Origin of the sequence: Pseudoalteromonas sp. SWYJZ19, from assembly GCF_015864375.1 — a bacterium.
Taxonomy (GTDB): Bacteria; Pseudomonadota; Gammaproteobacteria; order Enterobacterales; family Alteromonadaceae; genus Pseudoalteromonas; species Pseudoalteromonas arctica.
In genome coordinates, this window is sequence record NZ_JADYXI010000002.1 from 121486 (window position 1) to 137049 (window position 15564).

Here is a 15564-nt window from a genome sequence, read left to right on the forward strand (position 1 = left end):
AGTAATTAAAATCAATTACTTTAACTAATTTTAACTATTAATTGATAAATCTAACAGATGTACTGTTTTTTTTCAGTTTATTTAGACGAAAGGTGGGATTTTTCTACAATTACTTTTTTAGTACTTAGCTCCATTAGGGTCATGGTATTACCCCATACACAGCCTGTATCTAAGGCGTGAACCCGTGGATTACCTGTCCTACCTTCAAGCGCTGCCCAGTGGCCAAAAATAATATCGTGTTTAGTTTTAGCTATATTAGGATGGTTAAACCAAGGGGTTAGTGTTTGGCTATCGGTTATTGCACCCTTTGCATTAAGCTCGAGTTTGTTATCACTTGTTAAAAAGCGCATACGGGTAAAGTAGTTAACTATGTATCTAAATTTTTCAAAGTCATCAAGATTGCTTGACCACTCAATAGGGTGAGGCTGATACATGTGTTCAAAAAATGCTTTAGCATTGTTTGATTGATAACAGCTTTGTGCAAATTGCGCGTGCTTTAGAGCATAGTCAATAGACCAGTCGGGGTTTAATCCGGCATGAGATATAAAGCAGTTATGTTTTATAAGCTCTAAGGCCAATGGTTGGGTTTGTAAAAAAGCGATGTAATGCGCTAATTTTGGGCTTTCAAATATTGGGTTTAGTTTATCTTTTGGGTTGGTAGGTTTGTTAAGAAAGTAGCAGGCAACCATGTGAAGGTCGTGATTGCCTAAAGTGATGGTCATGCTATTTTGATGTTGGTAAATATAGTCTAAGCAGGCTAGGGATTCTGGCCCGCGGGCAACTATGTCGCCAACTAAATAAAGGTGATCTTTGCTTGGGTTAAAATCAACCCGTTGCAAAAGGGTGTTAAATTCACTAAAACACCCTTGTAAATCACCTATCGCATAATCTGCCATCAGTGGTTACTACTTAATGCAAAATGTTAGGACAAGCCAAACGAAACACATTAATAGGCGCCTGAAACTCAGAGCCAAACTCGTTGCGTAACGTGTAATGGCCTTGCATTGTGCCTACAGGTGTATCTAAAATTGCACCGCTGGTGTATTTATAGCTTTCGCCTGGGCCAATGTCTGGCATTTCGCCAACAACGCCTTCACCTTCTACTACTACTTCTTTGCCATTTGCATCGGTAATTAACCAATAGCGGCTCAGTAATTTTGCACTACATAAACTATGGTTTTTAATCGTTACTGAGTAAGCAAATACGTATTTTTCAAGCTCAGGTTGAGATTGACCTTCTACGTAAAATGTTTCTACAGATACCTTTACAGGCGATCCAATATTACTGCTTGTTGTCATAAATCCAGTTAGCTATATCAATAAATTGTTGTAAAGATAAGCGCTCAGCACGCAGCGTTATATCAATGCCAATGCTAGTAAGCTCTTCTGCAGTTAGTAAATTACCTAAACTGTTACGCAGTGTTTTACGGCGTTGATTAAAGGCTTCTAAACACACAGTGTTTAATATTTTAACGCTTTTTGCTGTACGTTGCTCTGGCTTTTTAGGTATTAAACGTATAACCGCAGAGTCAACTTTTGGCGCTGGTTTAAAGCATTCAGGTGGTACTTCAACAACCGGCATTGCGTTACAGTAGTATTGAGTCATTACGCTTAAACGGCCAAATGTTTTACTACCTGGGCCTGCTACCATGCGTTTTACTACTTCTTTTTGAAGCATAAAGTGCATGTGCTCAATATGATCTGAAAATTCAAAAAGATGAAACAATAACGGTGTCGAAATATTGTAAGGTAGATTACCAAACACTTTTAATTTTTTGTCATCGCGAACCAAGCTTGCAAAGTCAAACGTCATTGCATCGCCTTGGTTAACGGTTAATTTAGGACCCAAAAATGGGTGTTCAATTAATCGTTGCGCTAAATCTTTATCTAATTCAACAACCGTTAAATGGCCGCTTAATTCGGCTACTGGCTCAGTGATTGCGCCAAGGCCGGGGCCAATTTCTACTAGGTTGTCTTCTGGTTTAGGATCGATCGCAGAGACTATTTTGTCGATGATAGATTCATCAAATAAAAAGTTTTGCCCAAAACGCTTACGAGCGCGGTGTCCTAAATGTACTTTATCGGTCATTGATTTTGTGCTTTTTCTTGGGCGAGCTTAATTGCTTCGCGGATCGCTAATTCAAAACTGCCAACGTCAGCTGTACCAGTCCCTGCTAAATCGAGTGCAGTACCGTGGTCAACTGATGTGCGGATAAATGGTAAGCCAAGGGTAATATTTACCGATTTACCAAATCCTTTGTATTTTAGCACAGGTAATCCCTGATCGTGATACATAGCAAGCACTGCATCTGCTTCAGATAGGTATTTATCTTGAAATAAGGTATCGGCCGGTAGTGGGCCAATTAAATTCATACCTTCGCTTCTAAGTATCTCAAGCGTTGGCGTGATTGTTTCTATTTCTTCACGACCTAAATGGCCATCTTCACCGGCATGCGGATTTAAACCACACACTAAAATACGTGGTTTTTCTATACCAAACTTAGTTTGTAAGTCGTGATTTAAAATACCCGCTACTTTAGTTAAACGCTCTGGTGTAATGGCACGCGATACATACGCCAGTGGAATATGCGTGGTTACAAGTGCAACGCGTAAGCCCTCTGTTGCAAGCATCATAACTACATCAGCAGTATTTGATTGCTGCGCAAAATACTCAGTGTGCCCACTAAACGAAATACCTGCTTTGTTAATTATGCCTTTGTGAACCGGGCCCGTAACGACTGCATCGAAGGTGCCATCCATGTTTTTTTCGCTTGCTATACGCAAGGTATCTAACACGTATTGTCCGTTACCGTCGTTTAGTACGCCAAGTTCTACATCAACCCCTAAATCAACCTGATGAATATACAAGCTGCCAGCAGGTGCTGCGATGGCGGGTGCATTATCATCAAATTTAATTAAGTTTATTGTTAAGCCTAAATGTTTTGCACGCTCTTTTAATAGTTTGCCATCGGCAATCGCTATAAGTTGAACATCCCACGCTTGCTGAGCAAGCGTGAGTAGCAAATCTGGGCCAATACCGGCGGGTTCACCCGGTGTAATAGCAATTCTTAAGGTCATATTTATTAATCTGCTGTGAAAATTTCAACGTGAGCTTGCTCGCGCATTTCTTGCTGCCAGTTAAAACTTTCTTCCTTAAATTTACGGTTAAACAACATACCGTGAGCACGGTTACGTTTGGCTAGCTCAGTTTTATCAGCTACACGTTTACCAAGTAACTGCACAATGTGCCAACCAAACTGTGTTCTAAACGGTTCGCTTATTTCGTCTTGCTTAAGAGAAAGCAATGTATCTTTAAACGCAGGTACGTAGGTAGTTGGATCTGTCCAATCGTACTCGCCACCTTTAAGTGCAGAGCCTGGATCTTCTGAGTACTCTTTAGCTAACTTTCCAAAGTCAGCAGTGCCCGCGCGTAAGTCTTTTGCAAAGCCAGCAAGCATTGAGCGTGCTTTTTCTTCGCTTAAAATAATTGAAGGCTTAATAAGTATATGGCGTGAACGTACTTCAGTTGTTTCTACAATTTGTAAACCACGAACGTCTTGTACTTTAATGATATGAAAACCAGCGCCAGAGCGAAGTGGGCCTACAATAGCGCCTTTCTTTTGGCCTTTTACTGCTTCAGCAAAAAGTGATGGCATTTCGTTAATGCCCATGTAACCAAGCTGTCCACCTTCAAGTGCTTTAGAGCCGCTTGATGATGAAATAGCAATACGCTTAAATTCTTGGCCATCGTTTAATAGCTCAATAACTTTATCTGCGCGTGTTTTTGCGCCAGCAATTTCGTCAGCGTTCGCATCGTTAGGGATATCTATTAAAATATGGCCAATGTCGTACTCTTCAGCACTTTGACCTTGGGTTTCCATAATTTTTAAAAGGTTATCAACTTCTTGTTCGCTAATATAAATACGGCGATCGACGCTTGCACGTGTTACTTGCTGCGTTGTAATTTCTTTACGAATTTCTTCACGGTAAGCTTGAAAGCTTTCGCCCGAACCTTCAATAGTACGGCGTAAATCGGCAATTGTACCGCCTTGCTCTTGTGCCATGCTTGCAAGAGTTTGATCAAGTTGGCTGTCTGAGATTTGTAACCCCATACGTTCAGCCATTTGTATCATAAGGGCTTGATTAACTAAACGCTCAACAGCTTGTACACGAAGAGTTTCATCTTTTGGTAATTGCTGGTTTTGTTCTTCGGCTTGCTTTTTAACACGATTAATAATGGTGTCTACTTCGCTTTTTAAAATTACGCCTTGGTTTACAACGCCAATAACTTTATCTATTTCTACTGGTGCGGCCATTGCACTTTGACAAAGGCTGGCACTTAAAACTGCTGATGTTAATAATTTTTTTAAATTCATATTCTTTTTACTACTCTTGCTGATAGTACTGTTGTGATACTAGTTACTAAGAAAATACGGTCTACGATAGCCAAAAATACCTTGTTGTAATAATTTTTGTGCATCATAACGGCTTTTACTGCCAAGTCCTTTTAATACAAAATTCAAACTAATACCTGAATCAAAAGTTGCTTGTTCTTGGCCTATTGATTGATTTAAATCTGTTTCAATTTGGCGGTGCCCAGTAATTTGGATAGCCCAACAGCATGATTCATACTGTAATCCGCTCAATACTTCGATACTTCTGTTGTTTTCAAGATCTCGATGATAGCTTGCAATAAATTGCCATTCGTCGCTAATAGGAATACTTGTAAATACACCTGCTTGCTCGATTGTATTTCCTGAGACATCATTTGCATAGCGATGGTTCAATTGTACTAGCTGATTATTATCACCTTTATAATCAAGTGTTACATTTGACTGTACCATTTGCTTGCCATCTGTATCGTATTGAATACCTCCAGCGAGGTACCAACGGCGGTGCCAATGTAACATGGTTTGAGCTGCAAATAGTGCATTATAATTAGTGTCTGAGTTCAATCCTTGCTCTGTTGGCTTGGCGTCATCACTTAAATAAAATATTTGGCCGGCACTAAAATTAAATACTTCTTCTTGTTTTTTATCAAATAGGCGCGTTGTAGCACCTAAAGTAAACTGATTCGCTGCTGCTATGCGGTCAACACCTGAAAAGCGCACGTCTCTAAATAAACCATAATAATCGTCTTGTAGCTTGGTTGTATCAAACAAGCCAATGTCTGACTGGTCTTTATTAGGTGTATATAAATATTGAATTTGCGGCTCTAGCGTTTGTATAGCATCTTCAAAAAAGTAAGATGCGTCACGCTCAAAATTAAGCTGAGAATACAAACGTACTTTAGGAATAGTACGCGATACAGTATCGCTGTATTGCGTGCCTGTTAAGTTTCCGTTTTGCTTATAATTAGTTTGCAATAAGCTCACTTCAGATAAAAATGACCACGCATGCGTTGCGTAGTTGTAGCGGGCTTTTGGCTCTACGTGTACACGAGTTGCGCTGTCTATGGCCACTTCTGATGAATCATTAGTAAAATGGCTAATCTCGCCCGACACACTAAAATCAAAATTATCAAAACGCCAAGGCGCAGTTTGCGTAAAATTAACTTGTGGTATTGCAGTATATGACTCTAAGTGATCGCCCAATACTTCAAAGTTTTGTACTTTAATATCGGTGCGCCATGTATCACCCAAATGAGTAAGTGAGCCAGTACGATACAGCTGTGTATCGGTTTTACTTGCGTAATTTGAGCTTAAATCGGTGATGTAGTTATCATCGCTTACATTGGTTACATCAACGTTTGCGCGCCAGTTTTCACCCAGATAACTTTGCTGTTGCCAATGAAACATATAGCGTTCATTTAAGTCTGGCTCAGAATCATCACTATCTAAATATTCAATTCCTACTAAGCCTTCATGTTGCTCTGTTAAGTATCTAAATTCGGTTTGTAATTGCAGCCCTTTGTTAGACATATAACGAGGCGTAATAGTGGCATCAAAATTAGGTGCAATATTTAAATAATACGGCGTAATTGTTTCAAGACCGTATTTGTCAGAGCTTGAAATAGTCGGGGTAAGTAAACCTGATTTACGGCGCTCATCCAGTGGGAATGTAAAATAAGGTAGGTATAAAACCGGTGTATCGAGAATGCGTAATACGGCGTTATATGTTTCGCCCCAGCCTTCTTCGCGTGAAAGGTTTATTTCGTCAGCCTCAATTTCCCATACTGGGGTGTCACTTGGGCAAGTAGTAAAGCTTGCATTCATGAGTAATAGGCCAGACTGATTAACAGTGAGCTTTTCAGCGCCGCCTTTACCTTGTTGTTCGGTTAGGCTGTAGTCGGCGCCTAATAAACTGACTTCTGAATTATTTAAATCGGCATTTAATCCGGTGCTGTTTACTTTACTCACGTAATCTTGATAAGTAATTGGCCCCGTTGCATTTAATAAACCACGCTGTTTGTCTATCAACGCAGTTTGTGCGGACAAACTCATCTTAAGGGTGTTAATATCAACATTGCCGGTAAATTCAGCGCTTTGAGTGCCAAGCAGCTCAACATCATCAGCTTGAATATCAACTTCACCAAGGTTAAGGCCTTCAAGTGGTTGCCAAGCTCTGGTTTGCATTGAAATGCCACAAAGGTTGTGTGCCAGTTCAGTTTCGGCAAGCGATGGTGCGCTAACTACGCTTAGCATCAATATGCCCCAGGTTTTGCTCATTTATTGACCTTAATACTGTGTGTTTAATATAATATACACATAATAAAGGAAAATAATGGCAATTACAGTAATTGACCTAATTAACTTAGTGAAAAATAGATATCTTATAAAATGACACGCTTTGAGAATTTACAACAATTTATAAACTCACACCTTAATGCTAAGTCGCATACTTTAAACGCGATCACGGGTGATGCGAGTTTTCGCCGTTATTACCGTTTAAATCACGATAATAAGCATTTAATAGTGATGGATTCTGATCCAAAAAAAGTGAATAACGACCCTTATATTTCGCTAAATAAGGTATTTACTGAACAAGGTTTTTTACTTCCTACTATTATTGCAAGTGATGAAAAACAAGGGTTTTTTATTCTCAGCGATTTAGGCTGTACACACCTAGCCGACATGCTCGATGATGCAAACCGCACCGAGCACTATCAAGCATTAATTAGTTTAAGTGCTCAGTGGGCAAAAACGCCGCCAGCTTTTGCTATGCAAGCGTATAACGAAGACTTTATAAAGCTAGAACTTGATATATTTAACCAGTGGTTAGTGAATGATTTTATTAATGAGTCACTCAGCGCAGAGCAAAACGTAATGTGGCAAACAAGTTCAGCGCTATTAATAAAGGCCATGCTTGAGCAACCCACTGTTACCGTTCATCGCGATTACCATAGCCGTAATATTATGAATAGTAACGGCCAGTGGGCAATTATAGATTATCAAGATGCTGTACGCGGGCCGCTTTGCTACGATTTAGTATCGCTACTACGCGATTGCTACTTTAAACTGCCTCAAAAAGAGTTAACAAGCTTGCTTGATTTTGCTTATCAAGAATTTACAGCTCAAAACTTAATGGTTAACACTTCATTTGATGAATTTAAATATTGGTTTGATTTAACAGGCTTACAGCGCCATTTAAAAGCGGCAGGAATATTTTGTCGATTATATTTACGTGATGATAAAACAGGTTATTTAGACAATATTTTACCGACGCTTGATTATATTATTGAAGTAGCGGCAAACTATCCAGAGCTTAAAGCATTAAGTGAGTGGACTAAAAATACCATAGTGCCAAAAGTGACTGAAAAGTTAGCAAAGGAGCGCTCATGAAAGCGATGATTTTAGCTGCAGGGCGCGGACAACGTATGATGCCGCTAACGCAAAATATGCCAAAGCCAATGTTAAAAGTGGCAGAAAAACCACTTATTGAGCACCATATAAATAACCTCAAAGCTGCCGGAATTACCGATATTGTAATAAACCTTGCGTGGCAAGGTGATAAAATAAAAGACTACTTTAACGATGGCAGTCAGTTTGGCGTAAACATACTTTACAGCCAAGAAGTAGAAGGTGGCCTTGAAACTGCCGGTGGTATAATTGAAGCGTTACCACTGCTAGGCGACTCGTTCATTGTTATAAATGGTGATGTATACACCGATTATGATGTAAGTGCGCTTATGCAACTTCATTTACAACCCGGTGAGGCGCACATAGTGCTGATAGAAAACCCGCCACACAATCCAGATGGCGACTTTGCATTGAGCCATTTATCGGCCGAGAGCCAAAAATATACATTTTCAGGGATTGGCCGGTATCAGGCTGATTTTTTTAAAGGATTAACGCAAGGTATTCGCCCTTTAGGGCCTATTTTACGTGAAAAGCTAAATAAACATTTAGTCTCTACTGAGCTCTATATAGGGCAGTGGGATGATATTGGTACACCAGAGCGTTTAAACCAATTAAACACGCGCCTTGAGGCGTAATAACTCAATTTTTAAAAAGGCAGTATTATAGATGTGGGGAAAAATTCTCGGTTTTTGTTTTGGCTTTATGTTTGGCAAAATATTTGGTGCCATTTTAGGTTTATACCTAGGTCATTTATTTGATAAAAGCTTAAAAAATAACTTTGATAAAGCAGGCGGCTTTTCTAGCTTATTTAGTGGTGACGATGTTCACGAGCGCCAAGCTTTATTCTTTTCAAGCTGCTTTGCTGTCATGGGGCACATTGCTAAATCGAATGGTCGAGTTAGCGAAGTACATATAAAAGCGGCTAACTTGTTTATGGATGAAATGGGCTTAAAAGGCGAAGAACGCCGTGAAGCACAGCATGCATTTCAATCAGGTAAAGAGAGTGACTTTTCACTTAAAGAAACAGTACACGATTTTAAAGAACGCTTTGCTAAACGAAACGATTTAATACAGTTATTTTTAGAAATACAAATTCAGATGGCATTTTCTGATGGCGTGCTAGCCGAGCAAGAAAAGCAACTATTAGCAGAAGTAAGTAAACAGCTAGGCATTTCTAAAACACACTTTGCATTTGTATTAAAACGTTACCAAGCTGAGTTTAACTTTAGAAAGCAACAACAGCGCTTTAATCAGCAGCAACAAAACCAAGGTCAAAGTAGTAGTTACCGTGAAGGTTCTGGCCACCATGTACCGCCAAATAATAATATGAACCGTGCGCAAGCATTGGCGTTATTAGGCTTAAGTAGCGATGCAACGCAGCGTGATATAAAAGTAGCGTACCGTAAACTTATGTCGCAACATCATCCAGATAAATTAGTATCGCAAGGTTTACCAAAACACATGATGGAACTGGCTGTTAAAAAGAGCCAAGATATTCAAGCTGCTTATGAGTATTTAAAAAAGTCGGCGTAAAAAACCGTCTATTTCTTTTGTTAGGCGTGCGTGTTGATCTGGTTGATCGCGCAGGCCAAACAACTGGCGTTGGCGGTAATCAAACTTTGCATTTCGGTTAACCCAGCGCTGACGATTTTTAAGACTCATTAAGATGTCTGTGCTGTCATTTGCATAGTAAATATCAAGCAAGGCAGGTGTAACAAGTGAAGCCGTTTGGCTCAAGCTTTCGTTACGCTTTGTGTTAGGCAGGTAACTACTTAAACTTATAAACGCCTCAACTCTCTCGTCCGGAAAATCTGCATAGTACTCCAACAACACACCCGCACTCGTACCTTGTGCAATAACCACTATATTACTCGAGTCTTCCATTGCAGTTTGATACAGCGCATTAAAACGAGAAATGAGATTTATTTTGTAGTTATCGAGCACGTCATCAGTTACTTTTTCAATTGCATTAACGTAATGAGGTTCTTCTTTTATTTTTGCAGGCTGTGATTGTGCGCTTGCTGCTGTGTCGGGTGATGCAGGTTCATCGGCTTTACTAGGCGCAGCTTCGGCTTCGCTGGGCATTGCTTCGGCCATTTTACTTGCTTGCCAGTCAATGTCGGGTACTGTCATTGCGTAGGTGCTGTAACCTAAATTATTAAGCTCTTTGCGCAAGTAGCTCATACCTGAATTATTGGTAGGTGAAGAATGCCAGTCGGGTATAAGTATTACGATACCTCTAAAATTACTACTCATATACTCGCTGTAAAGGCTTAAAAATTCTGTTTCACCCGCCAATATAGGCTTTATTTCATCGCTTGGAAGTAGTCGCTCAATATCGCTATTTTCAATACTTGATAGGCTAGGTGGAGCAATATGTTCAGCTGCGCTGATGGGGTTAGCTAAAAGTAGGGCACAGCTGAGCTGTATATAAAAAGCCCCTTTTAAAAACCGTGGAAATAGCATAACGCACCTAACTAATGACAATTAGTTAGGTATCGGCAAGGTTATCTAAAAGTTTAATGTATAGAGCGAATTAGCTAGTAAATTTGAACCTGCTAAAACTCTAATTCGGCTTCAAAAGTAAGTACTTGCTCAGTTACAGGGTGCTTTAATTGCAGCATTTGTGCATGTAATTGTAAGCGAGGAGCGGCAGCAAGTGCCTCTTTGTGGGCGTAAAGTCTATCACCTAAAATAGGATGACCAAGGCTTAACATATGCACACGTAGTTGATGCGAGCGACCAGTGATTGGGGTTAGCTCTACACGGGTTGCATTTTCTTCACGCTCAAGTATTTTGAAATGCGTAAGCGAAGGTTTACCTCTGTCGTGATCAACCATTTGTTTTGGGCGATTAGGCCAATCACAAATAAGGGGTAAATCTACTGATCCTGTTTCAGCTTCAAGTTGTCCGTATACACGTGCTATGTAACGTTTAGCTGTTTCGCGCTCTTGAAACTGCATACTTAAATGTCTGTGCGCTGCTTTATTCATGGCAAGGCACAGTATGCCAGAAGTCGCCATATCTAAGCGGTGCACTATTCTTGCTGTTGGAAAAACACGATTAACACGATTAATTAAGCTGTCGGCATGTTTAGGATCTTTACCTGGGACAGTTAATAACTCACTTGGTTTATTAACTATCAGTAAGTCGTCATCCTGAAAAAGTATCGTTAAATACGGACTCATAGGGGGATTGTAATTAACTAACACGGCCGACCTTAGTAAATTTTGAAGGTCGCTATTTTAGTAGAGCAGGCCAACAGGCTCAAGTAAAAGTTTGGCTATATTGTTTTAACTAATAATCCAAGCCTTAGCTCCTTTAAAGCACTTTTATAACTTAATTTCTTGCGCTGTTAATAGTCGATATTCACCACTGGCCAAGTTTTCATCTAGGGTAATTCCCGCAATCTGCTCGCGATGCAGCTCAACTACTTTGTTATCTACCGCGTAAAGCATACGCTTAACTTGATGATACTTACCTTCACTTATTGATAAACGCAGGCCGTAATTAGCAAGTCTCTCTGCTATAGCTGGGCGGGTTAAATCTTTTTCGTTATGCAGCATGACACCTGTTCGTAATTGCTCAAGGGCTTCATCGGTAATCGGCTCTTGGGTTTCGACGAGGTAGGTTTTAAATTTATTGCTTTTAGGTGACGTAATTTTATGTGACCAATCGCCATCATTAGTAATAATAACTAACCCTGTGGTATCTATATCAAGACGACCTGCTACATGAAAGTCACTCATATTTGGCTCATCAAGTAAGTCAAAAACAGTTTTATGTAGCTCGTCACTGTTAGCACATACATAGCTAACAGGTTTATTTAGCATGTAATAGCGCTTACCTAAAAATACCAAAGGTGTACCTTGGTGTAGTACTTCATCTTGCTCGGCTAGCTGAAAATTATGTGAGGTAATTATTTCGCCATTAACGCTTACTTCTTTTCGCTTAATACTCGCGCGAGCTTGCGTGCGCGGTATTTCAGCTAAGTGGCTAATAAATTTATCTAAGCGGCAAGGGAATTTCATTTTGGTTCACATTTTTAGTCGGCTACAATGGGCGCGATTATAGCCGATAGTGAAATACCATGACAGTGCACAGCACACAAATTTTAAGCCTTTACCAAGCAAAAATAGACACAGGTGAACTGTGTTTTGATGCTGCACAGCAAAATGCAGTGGAGGCTTTAAATACGCTAAGCGAGCAACTTCAAGCTCACACACCATGGTGGCAAAAAGCGCCTTTAATAAAAGGTGTATATTTATATGGACCAGTAGGGCGTGGTAAATCCATGTTGATGGATTTATTTTATAAAAACCTACCTACTGAGCAAAAGCAGCGGCTGCATTTTCATCATTTTATAGCGCAGGTGCATGCCCAACTTTCGCAGCTACAAGGTCAAAAAAATCCATTGATTTTGATTGCAAAACAGTGGGCTAAAAACATACGCGTACTGTGTTTTGACGAGTTTTTTGTGAGCGACATTGGCGATGCCATGATTATGGCGAGATTATTTAATGCCTTGTTTGAACAAGGTGTTGTGCTGGTGGCCACATCAAACGCAAAGCCAGAGCAGCTTTATTACAACGGCCTGCAACGGGCGCGATTTTTACCTACTATCGATTTAATTAATAGTCATTGCCATATAATTAACGTGGCGGGGGAGGACGATCACCGCTTTAGATATGGTAAAAACAGTCGTCACTATTTTATTAATTTATCAAATCACGATTTTAAAAATGAGTTTTTAGCTTCATATCCGGCTGTAACATGCAGCAATACAGTTAGTGTGCATGGCCGCGATTTACCTTATTTATTAAGAGCCGATAATGCCTTGATGATTGATTTTATGGCGCTATGTTCAGGCCCACGTAGTGCTAACGACTATATGTTTTTAGCAACGCAATTTGATGTGTTATATGTATCGAACGTGCCGCAAATGGGTGTTAAAGCAACGGGTAAAGTTATTGTTCATGGTATAGAAGATAGTTACCAACGCGAAAAACAAACGCTTGATGAGCATACTTTTGACGACGAAGCACGGCGCTTTATTGCCTTAGTAGATGAGTTTTACGATTGCCATAAATTGCTGGTAATAAATGCGCAAACCGACATTGAACATTTATATAAAGGTAAAAAGTTGAGCTTTGAATATGCACGCACACAATCACGCATAGTCGAAATGCAAAATTGGTAACGCTTTAATATATATTGTAAACGAGCTTGCTCAAGTGAGAAGCGCTGATAGCTATTCATTGCCTTATTAAAATGCAATGCCTCTTAAAATCCTTGCGAATAAATCACTTAAAACCTTATCGCACAAAGAGAAGTAAATGAGAAGACATTAAAACAACAGTAATTATGTATTTTTACTTCTCTAAAGCGAAGCGCCCTCTTAGCCTCTTTGTGAATAAATCACTTAAAATCTTATTGCACAAAGAGAAGCAAAAGAGGAGTAAATGAGAAGACATTAAAACAATAGTAATTATGTATTTTTACTTTTCTAAAGCGAAGCGCCCTCTAAACCTCTTTGTGAATAAATCACTTAAGATCTTATTGCACAAAGAGGAGTAAATGAGAAAACATTAAAGCATAGAAATTACGAGCTTTGCCCATCACGCCAGCAAGCTGTGTCTACAAGAAAGTTTAACCACGGTGTTAAACTTACCCCTCTTGGCGCACTATATTCTCAAGGGCGCGAATATTAGTAATTAAGTCTTGGCGTTGTGGGTTTGCTTGCAACGCTTTTCTAAGATGTTTTAACGCTTCAGAATAGTCTTTAGAATCAATCGCTATTTGCGATAATCCAAGCCACGCCGATAGTTGGTAATCAGGTAGGGCTTGTGCACGAACATACATAAGTTTAGCTTGGGTAAGTTGGCTTTTACTGCGATAAATACTCGCTAAACTAAGTAGGGCATCACCTAAATTCGGGTTTATTTTAAGTGCGTTATTTAAGCTTTTAAGAGCACGTTTAGTATTACCTTGTTGCATAGCAATTTGTGCGCTGTATACAGAAAACTGGGCCTGTTCATCACGGGGTAGTTGCTTAGTTAATCTTTTTGCGCTGCCTATTAGATCTTTAGCTAAATCCCATTTTTGTTGAGATACAAGCCAGCCTAAAGTTTGCATCGTGGTATTAATAACCTCAACTTGCTGTTTTTTAGTGGCGTGTTTTAAACCTTGCTTCAATAAACTAACAGCGCGTTCAGTGCTGCCTTCACTTAAGTGTAGCTGGGCTGCTAAAAGCTGGTTACTGGTATCTTTAGGGTTGAGTTTTAAGGCCACTTCAATAGCAGCAAGCGCTTGCTTTTTTTGATCAAGTTGTAATGCTATTTGTGCACGTTGCAACCAAAGTTCAGCTTTATCCGGGATTTTATTGAGTAATTCTTTTAATAATGCATTTGCCTGGCTTAAATCACCCGATTCAATTAACGCAAACAATAGCCCTTGTTGATATTGGCTTGTTTCTGGCGCTAGCATCAGCGCTTGGCGGTAGGCCGCTACTGCGCTCCAAGGTTGGCTGTGCTGCACGTGTATATAAGCAAGTTGCGCATAACTTTGTGCATCAGCCTGACCAAGTTCAATAGTGCGTACTAAGTGTGTTTGTGCTTTGTCATACTTTGCTTGTTGCATGTATAAAAGGCTCAAACCTTGGTGTGCTTTTACTAAATCAGGTGAAGCTTTTAAACACGCCAAGTAAGCTAGTTCAGCGTTATTAAAGTCTTTTGTTGAAAGCAGTACTTGTGCACGTAATAAGTTTAAAGCAGTGCTGTCTTGGCTTATATCACGGCCTTTAAATAGCGCAGCAACTTCACTGTAATTACCGGCTTGTAATAGTGGTTGCACTTGGCGAGCAAAACCGCGCTCGGTCGGCTCAATAAGAACCTCTGTAGGGCCTAATAATTTATTATTTATAGCCAACTGCCATGTTGGATCGCTAGGCGATAACGTTACTTTTAGTGGCGCATTAGCATCATTAGCAGCGCTTGCATGTACGTTACTTGAACTTAATAAAGGTAATGAGCACATTACAGTCGTAAACAGTGCGGAAGTTAATGGTTTTAGCGTTTTAAATATATTCATATTTTTCATTTTAATAGGCTTAAGGTTTAAATTCGATTGGCCAAATAAAGCGAGCGCGTACGGTTTCACCTTCTTTTTTAGGTGCACTAAAGCGGCTTTGTTTAATAATTTTGTCGATAGCTGGTTTAAGTTCAGGATATGGATTTTGCACTACCTCAATTAAACTTACCTTGCCACTTTCATCAATAAATACATCGAGTTTTACAGTAAATACATCAACACCTCGGCGGGTTAAGCTTTTTGGTAAAACGGCCTTGACGGGAGTAAGCAAAGTGGGGAGACCATCGAGTTGATTTAAGCTAAATGCATCCCAATTTACACTCATTGATTGCCATTGTGGCGCGCTTACTTTTACGCTAGGTGTATCGGGTTTTACAATACTTAAATTGCTGTTGATCTTAATTTTTACGGCTTGAATAGACGCGCCTGCACCTTCTACCGCTAAGCTTTGCATTGGCTCACTTGTTTGCTGTTGCGATATTGATGGCGGAGGAGGAGGTGGCAGTGCCACCATGGCAATCTCACGTACAACCACTTTGTCTTGTATATGGTGTTCGGCAAGTTGTCCAAGCCATAAAAGTAGTAATGCAGCACTAAGTACAATGAGGCTAAGGCCAAATGCAAAAAGTGGATGGCGATTGTTTTTCGTTTTTTGAGGCGAGTCAATCGTGTGCAT

At 39.9% G+C, this 15564-nt stretch carries 15 protein-coding genes; 4 read left to right on the forward strand and 11 right to left on the reverse strand.

What is annotated here, in order from left to right; translation table 11 throughout:
* Nucleotides 1-77: 77 nt before the first annotated feature.
* The 6 genes from I6F45_RS02385 to lptD are packed head-to-tail and all read right to left on the reverse strand — an operon-like array spanning nt 78 to nt 6668.
* A complete protein-coding gene (locus tag I6F45_RS02385; RefSeq protein WP_197116432.1) occupies nt 78-896 on the reverse strand; it encodes a symmetrical bis(5'-nucleosyl)-tetraphosphatase in 819 nt (272 codons plus the stop codon).
* 13 nt (nt 897-909) lie between these two features.
* On the reverse strand, nt 910-1299 hold the full coding sequence (apaG, locus tag I6F45_RS02390) for a Co2+/Mg2+ efflux protein ApaG (RefSeq protein WP_007585091.1): 390 nt from the start codon (nt 1297-1299) through the stop codon (nt 910-912).
* The gene (gene rsmA, locus I6F45_RS02395) at nt 1283-2089 is read right to left on the reverse strand and encodes a 16S rRNA (adenine(1518)-N(6)/adenine(1519)-N(6))-dimethyltransferase RsmA (RefSeq protein ID WP_007585090.1); all 807 of its coding nucleotides are present in this window, start codon (nt 2087-2089) and stop codon (nt 1283-1285) included. Before rsmA ends, apaG begins: the two co-directional genes overlap by 17 nt.
* Entirely contained in the window at nt 2086-3078 is a 993-nt protein-coding gene (gene pdxA, locus I6F45_RS02400) for a 4-hydroxythreonine-4-phosphate dehydrogenase PdxA (RefSeq protein WP_007585088.1), read from the reverse strand. The genes rsmA and pdxA overlap by 4 nt, the downstream gene beginning before the upstream one ends.
* A 5-nt stretch (nt 3079-3083) precedes the next feature.
* Complete coding sequence (gene surA, locus I6F45_RS02405) at nt 3084-4376, reverse strand: peptidylprolyl isomerase SurA (RefSeq protein ID WP_197159575.1); 1293 nt, start codon at nt 4374-4376, stop codon at nt 3084-3086.
* Nucleotides 4377-4415: 39 nt separating this feature from the next.
* The gene (gene lptD / locus I6F45_RS02410; RefSeq protein ID WP_197120188.1) at nt 4416-6668 is read right to left on the reverse strand and encodes an LPS assembly protein LptD; all 2253 of its coding nucleotides are present in this window, start codon (nt 6666-6668) and stop codon (nt 4416-4418) included.
* 111 nt (nt 6669-6779) lie between these two features.
* On the opposite strand from lptD, the gene I6F45_RS02415 reads away from it, so the two are divergent.
* From I6F45_RS02415 to djlA, 3 genes are read left to right on the forward strand one after another with little or no spacing between them, the layout of a single operon-like run.
* The gene (locus I6F45_RS02415; protein WP_197120187.1) at nt 6780-7781 is read left to right on the forward strand and encodes an aminoglycoside phosphotransferase family protein; all 1002 of its coding nucleotides are present in this window, start codon (nt 6780-6782) and stop codon (nt 7779-7781) included.
* A complete protein-coding gene (gene murU, locus I6F45_RS02420) occupies nt 7778-8434 on the forward strand; it encodes an N-acetylmuramate alpha-1-phosphate uridylyltransferase MurU (protein WP_197120186.1) in 657 nt (218 codons plus the stop codon). Before I6F45_RS02415 ends, murU begins: the two co-directional genes overlap by 4 nt.
* Nucleotides 8435-8465: 31 nt before the next feature.
* The gene (gene djlA, locus I6F45_RS02425) at nt 8466-9332 is read left to right on the forward strand and encodes a co-chaperone DjlA (protein ID WP_007585079.1); all 867 of its coding nucleotides are present in this window, start codon (nt 8466-8468) and stop codon (nt 9330-9332) included.
* On the opposite strand, the gene I6F45_RS02430 is transcribed toward djlA, so the two are convergent.
* The 3 genes from I6F45_RS02430 to rsuA all read right to left on the reverse strand — a co-directional run bounded on the left by I6F45_RS02430 (nt 9315) and on the right by rsuA (nt 11830).
* Nucleotides 9315-10265 (reverse strand): DUF3530 family protein, encoded by a 951-nt coding sequence (locus I6F45_RS02430; RefSeq protein ID WP_197159576.1) that lies wholly within the window; start codon nt 10263-10265, stop codon nt 9315-9317. The two genes, djlA and I6F45_RS02430, sit on opposite strands and share 18 nt — an antisense overlap.
* Before the next feature lie 92 nt (nt 10266-10357).
* Nucleotides 10358-11011 carry a bifunctional tRNA pseudouridine(32) synthase/23S rRNA pseudouridine(746) synthase RluA gene (rluA, locus tag I6F45_RS02435; RefSeq protein WP_024589793.1) on the reverse strand — a complete coding sequence of 218 codons (654 nt, stop codon included), beginning with the start codon at nt 11009-11011 and terminating at the stop codon, nt 10358-10360.
* Nucleotides 11012-11131: 120 nt separating this feature from the next.
* The gene (rsuA, locus tag I6F45_RS02440) at nt 11132-11830 is read right to left on the reverse strand and encodes a 16S rRNA pseudouridine(516) synthase RsuA (protein WP_197159577.1); all 699 of its coding nucleotides are present in this window, start codon (nt 11828-11830) and stop codon (nt 11132-11134) included.
* Between the two features lie 59 nt (nt 11831-11889).
* Here rsuA and zapE point away from each other — a divergent pair, with 59 nt between their 5' ends.
* Nucleotides 11890-12999 carry a cell division protein ZapE gene (zapE, locus tag I6F45_RS02445; RefSeq protein ID WP_197159578.1) on the forward strand — a complete coding sequence of 370 codons (1110 nt, stop codon included), beginning with the start codon at nt 11890-11892 and terminating at the stop codon, nt 12997-12999.
* A gap of 467 nt (nt 13000-13466) precedes the next feature.
* Here the strand turns inward: zapE and I6F45_RS02450 are convergent, their stop codons facing one another.
* Nucleotides 13467-14888 carry a tetratricopeptide repeat protein gene (locus I6F45_RS02450; RefSeq protein ID WP_197159579.1) on the reverse strand — a complete coding sequence of 474 codons (1422 nt, stop codon included), beginning with the start codon at nt 14886-14888 and terminating at the stop codon, nt 13467-13469.
* 19 nt (nt 14889-14907) lie between these two features.
* Nucleotides 14908-15564, reverse strand: coding sequence for an energy transducer TonB (locus I6F45_RS02455; protein WP_010555258.1), 657 nt, complete (start codon nt 15562-15564; stop codon nt 14908-14910).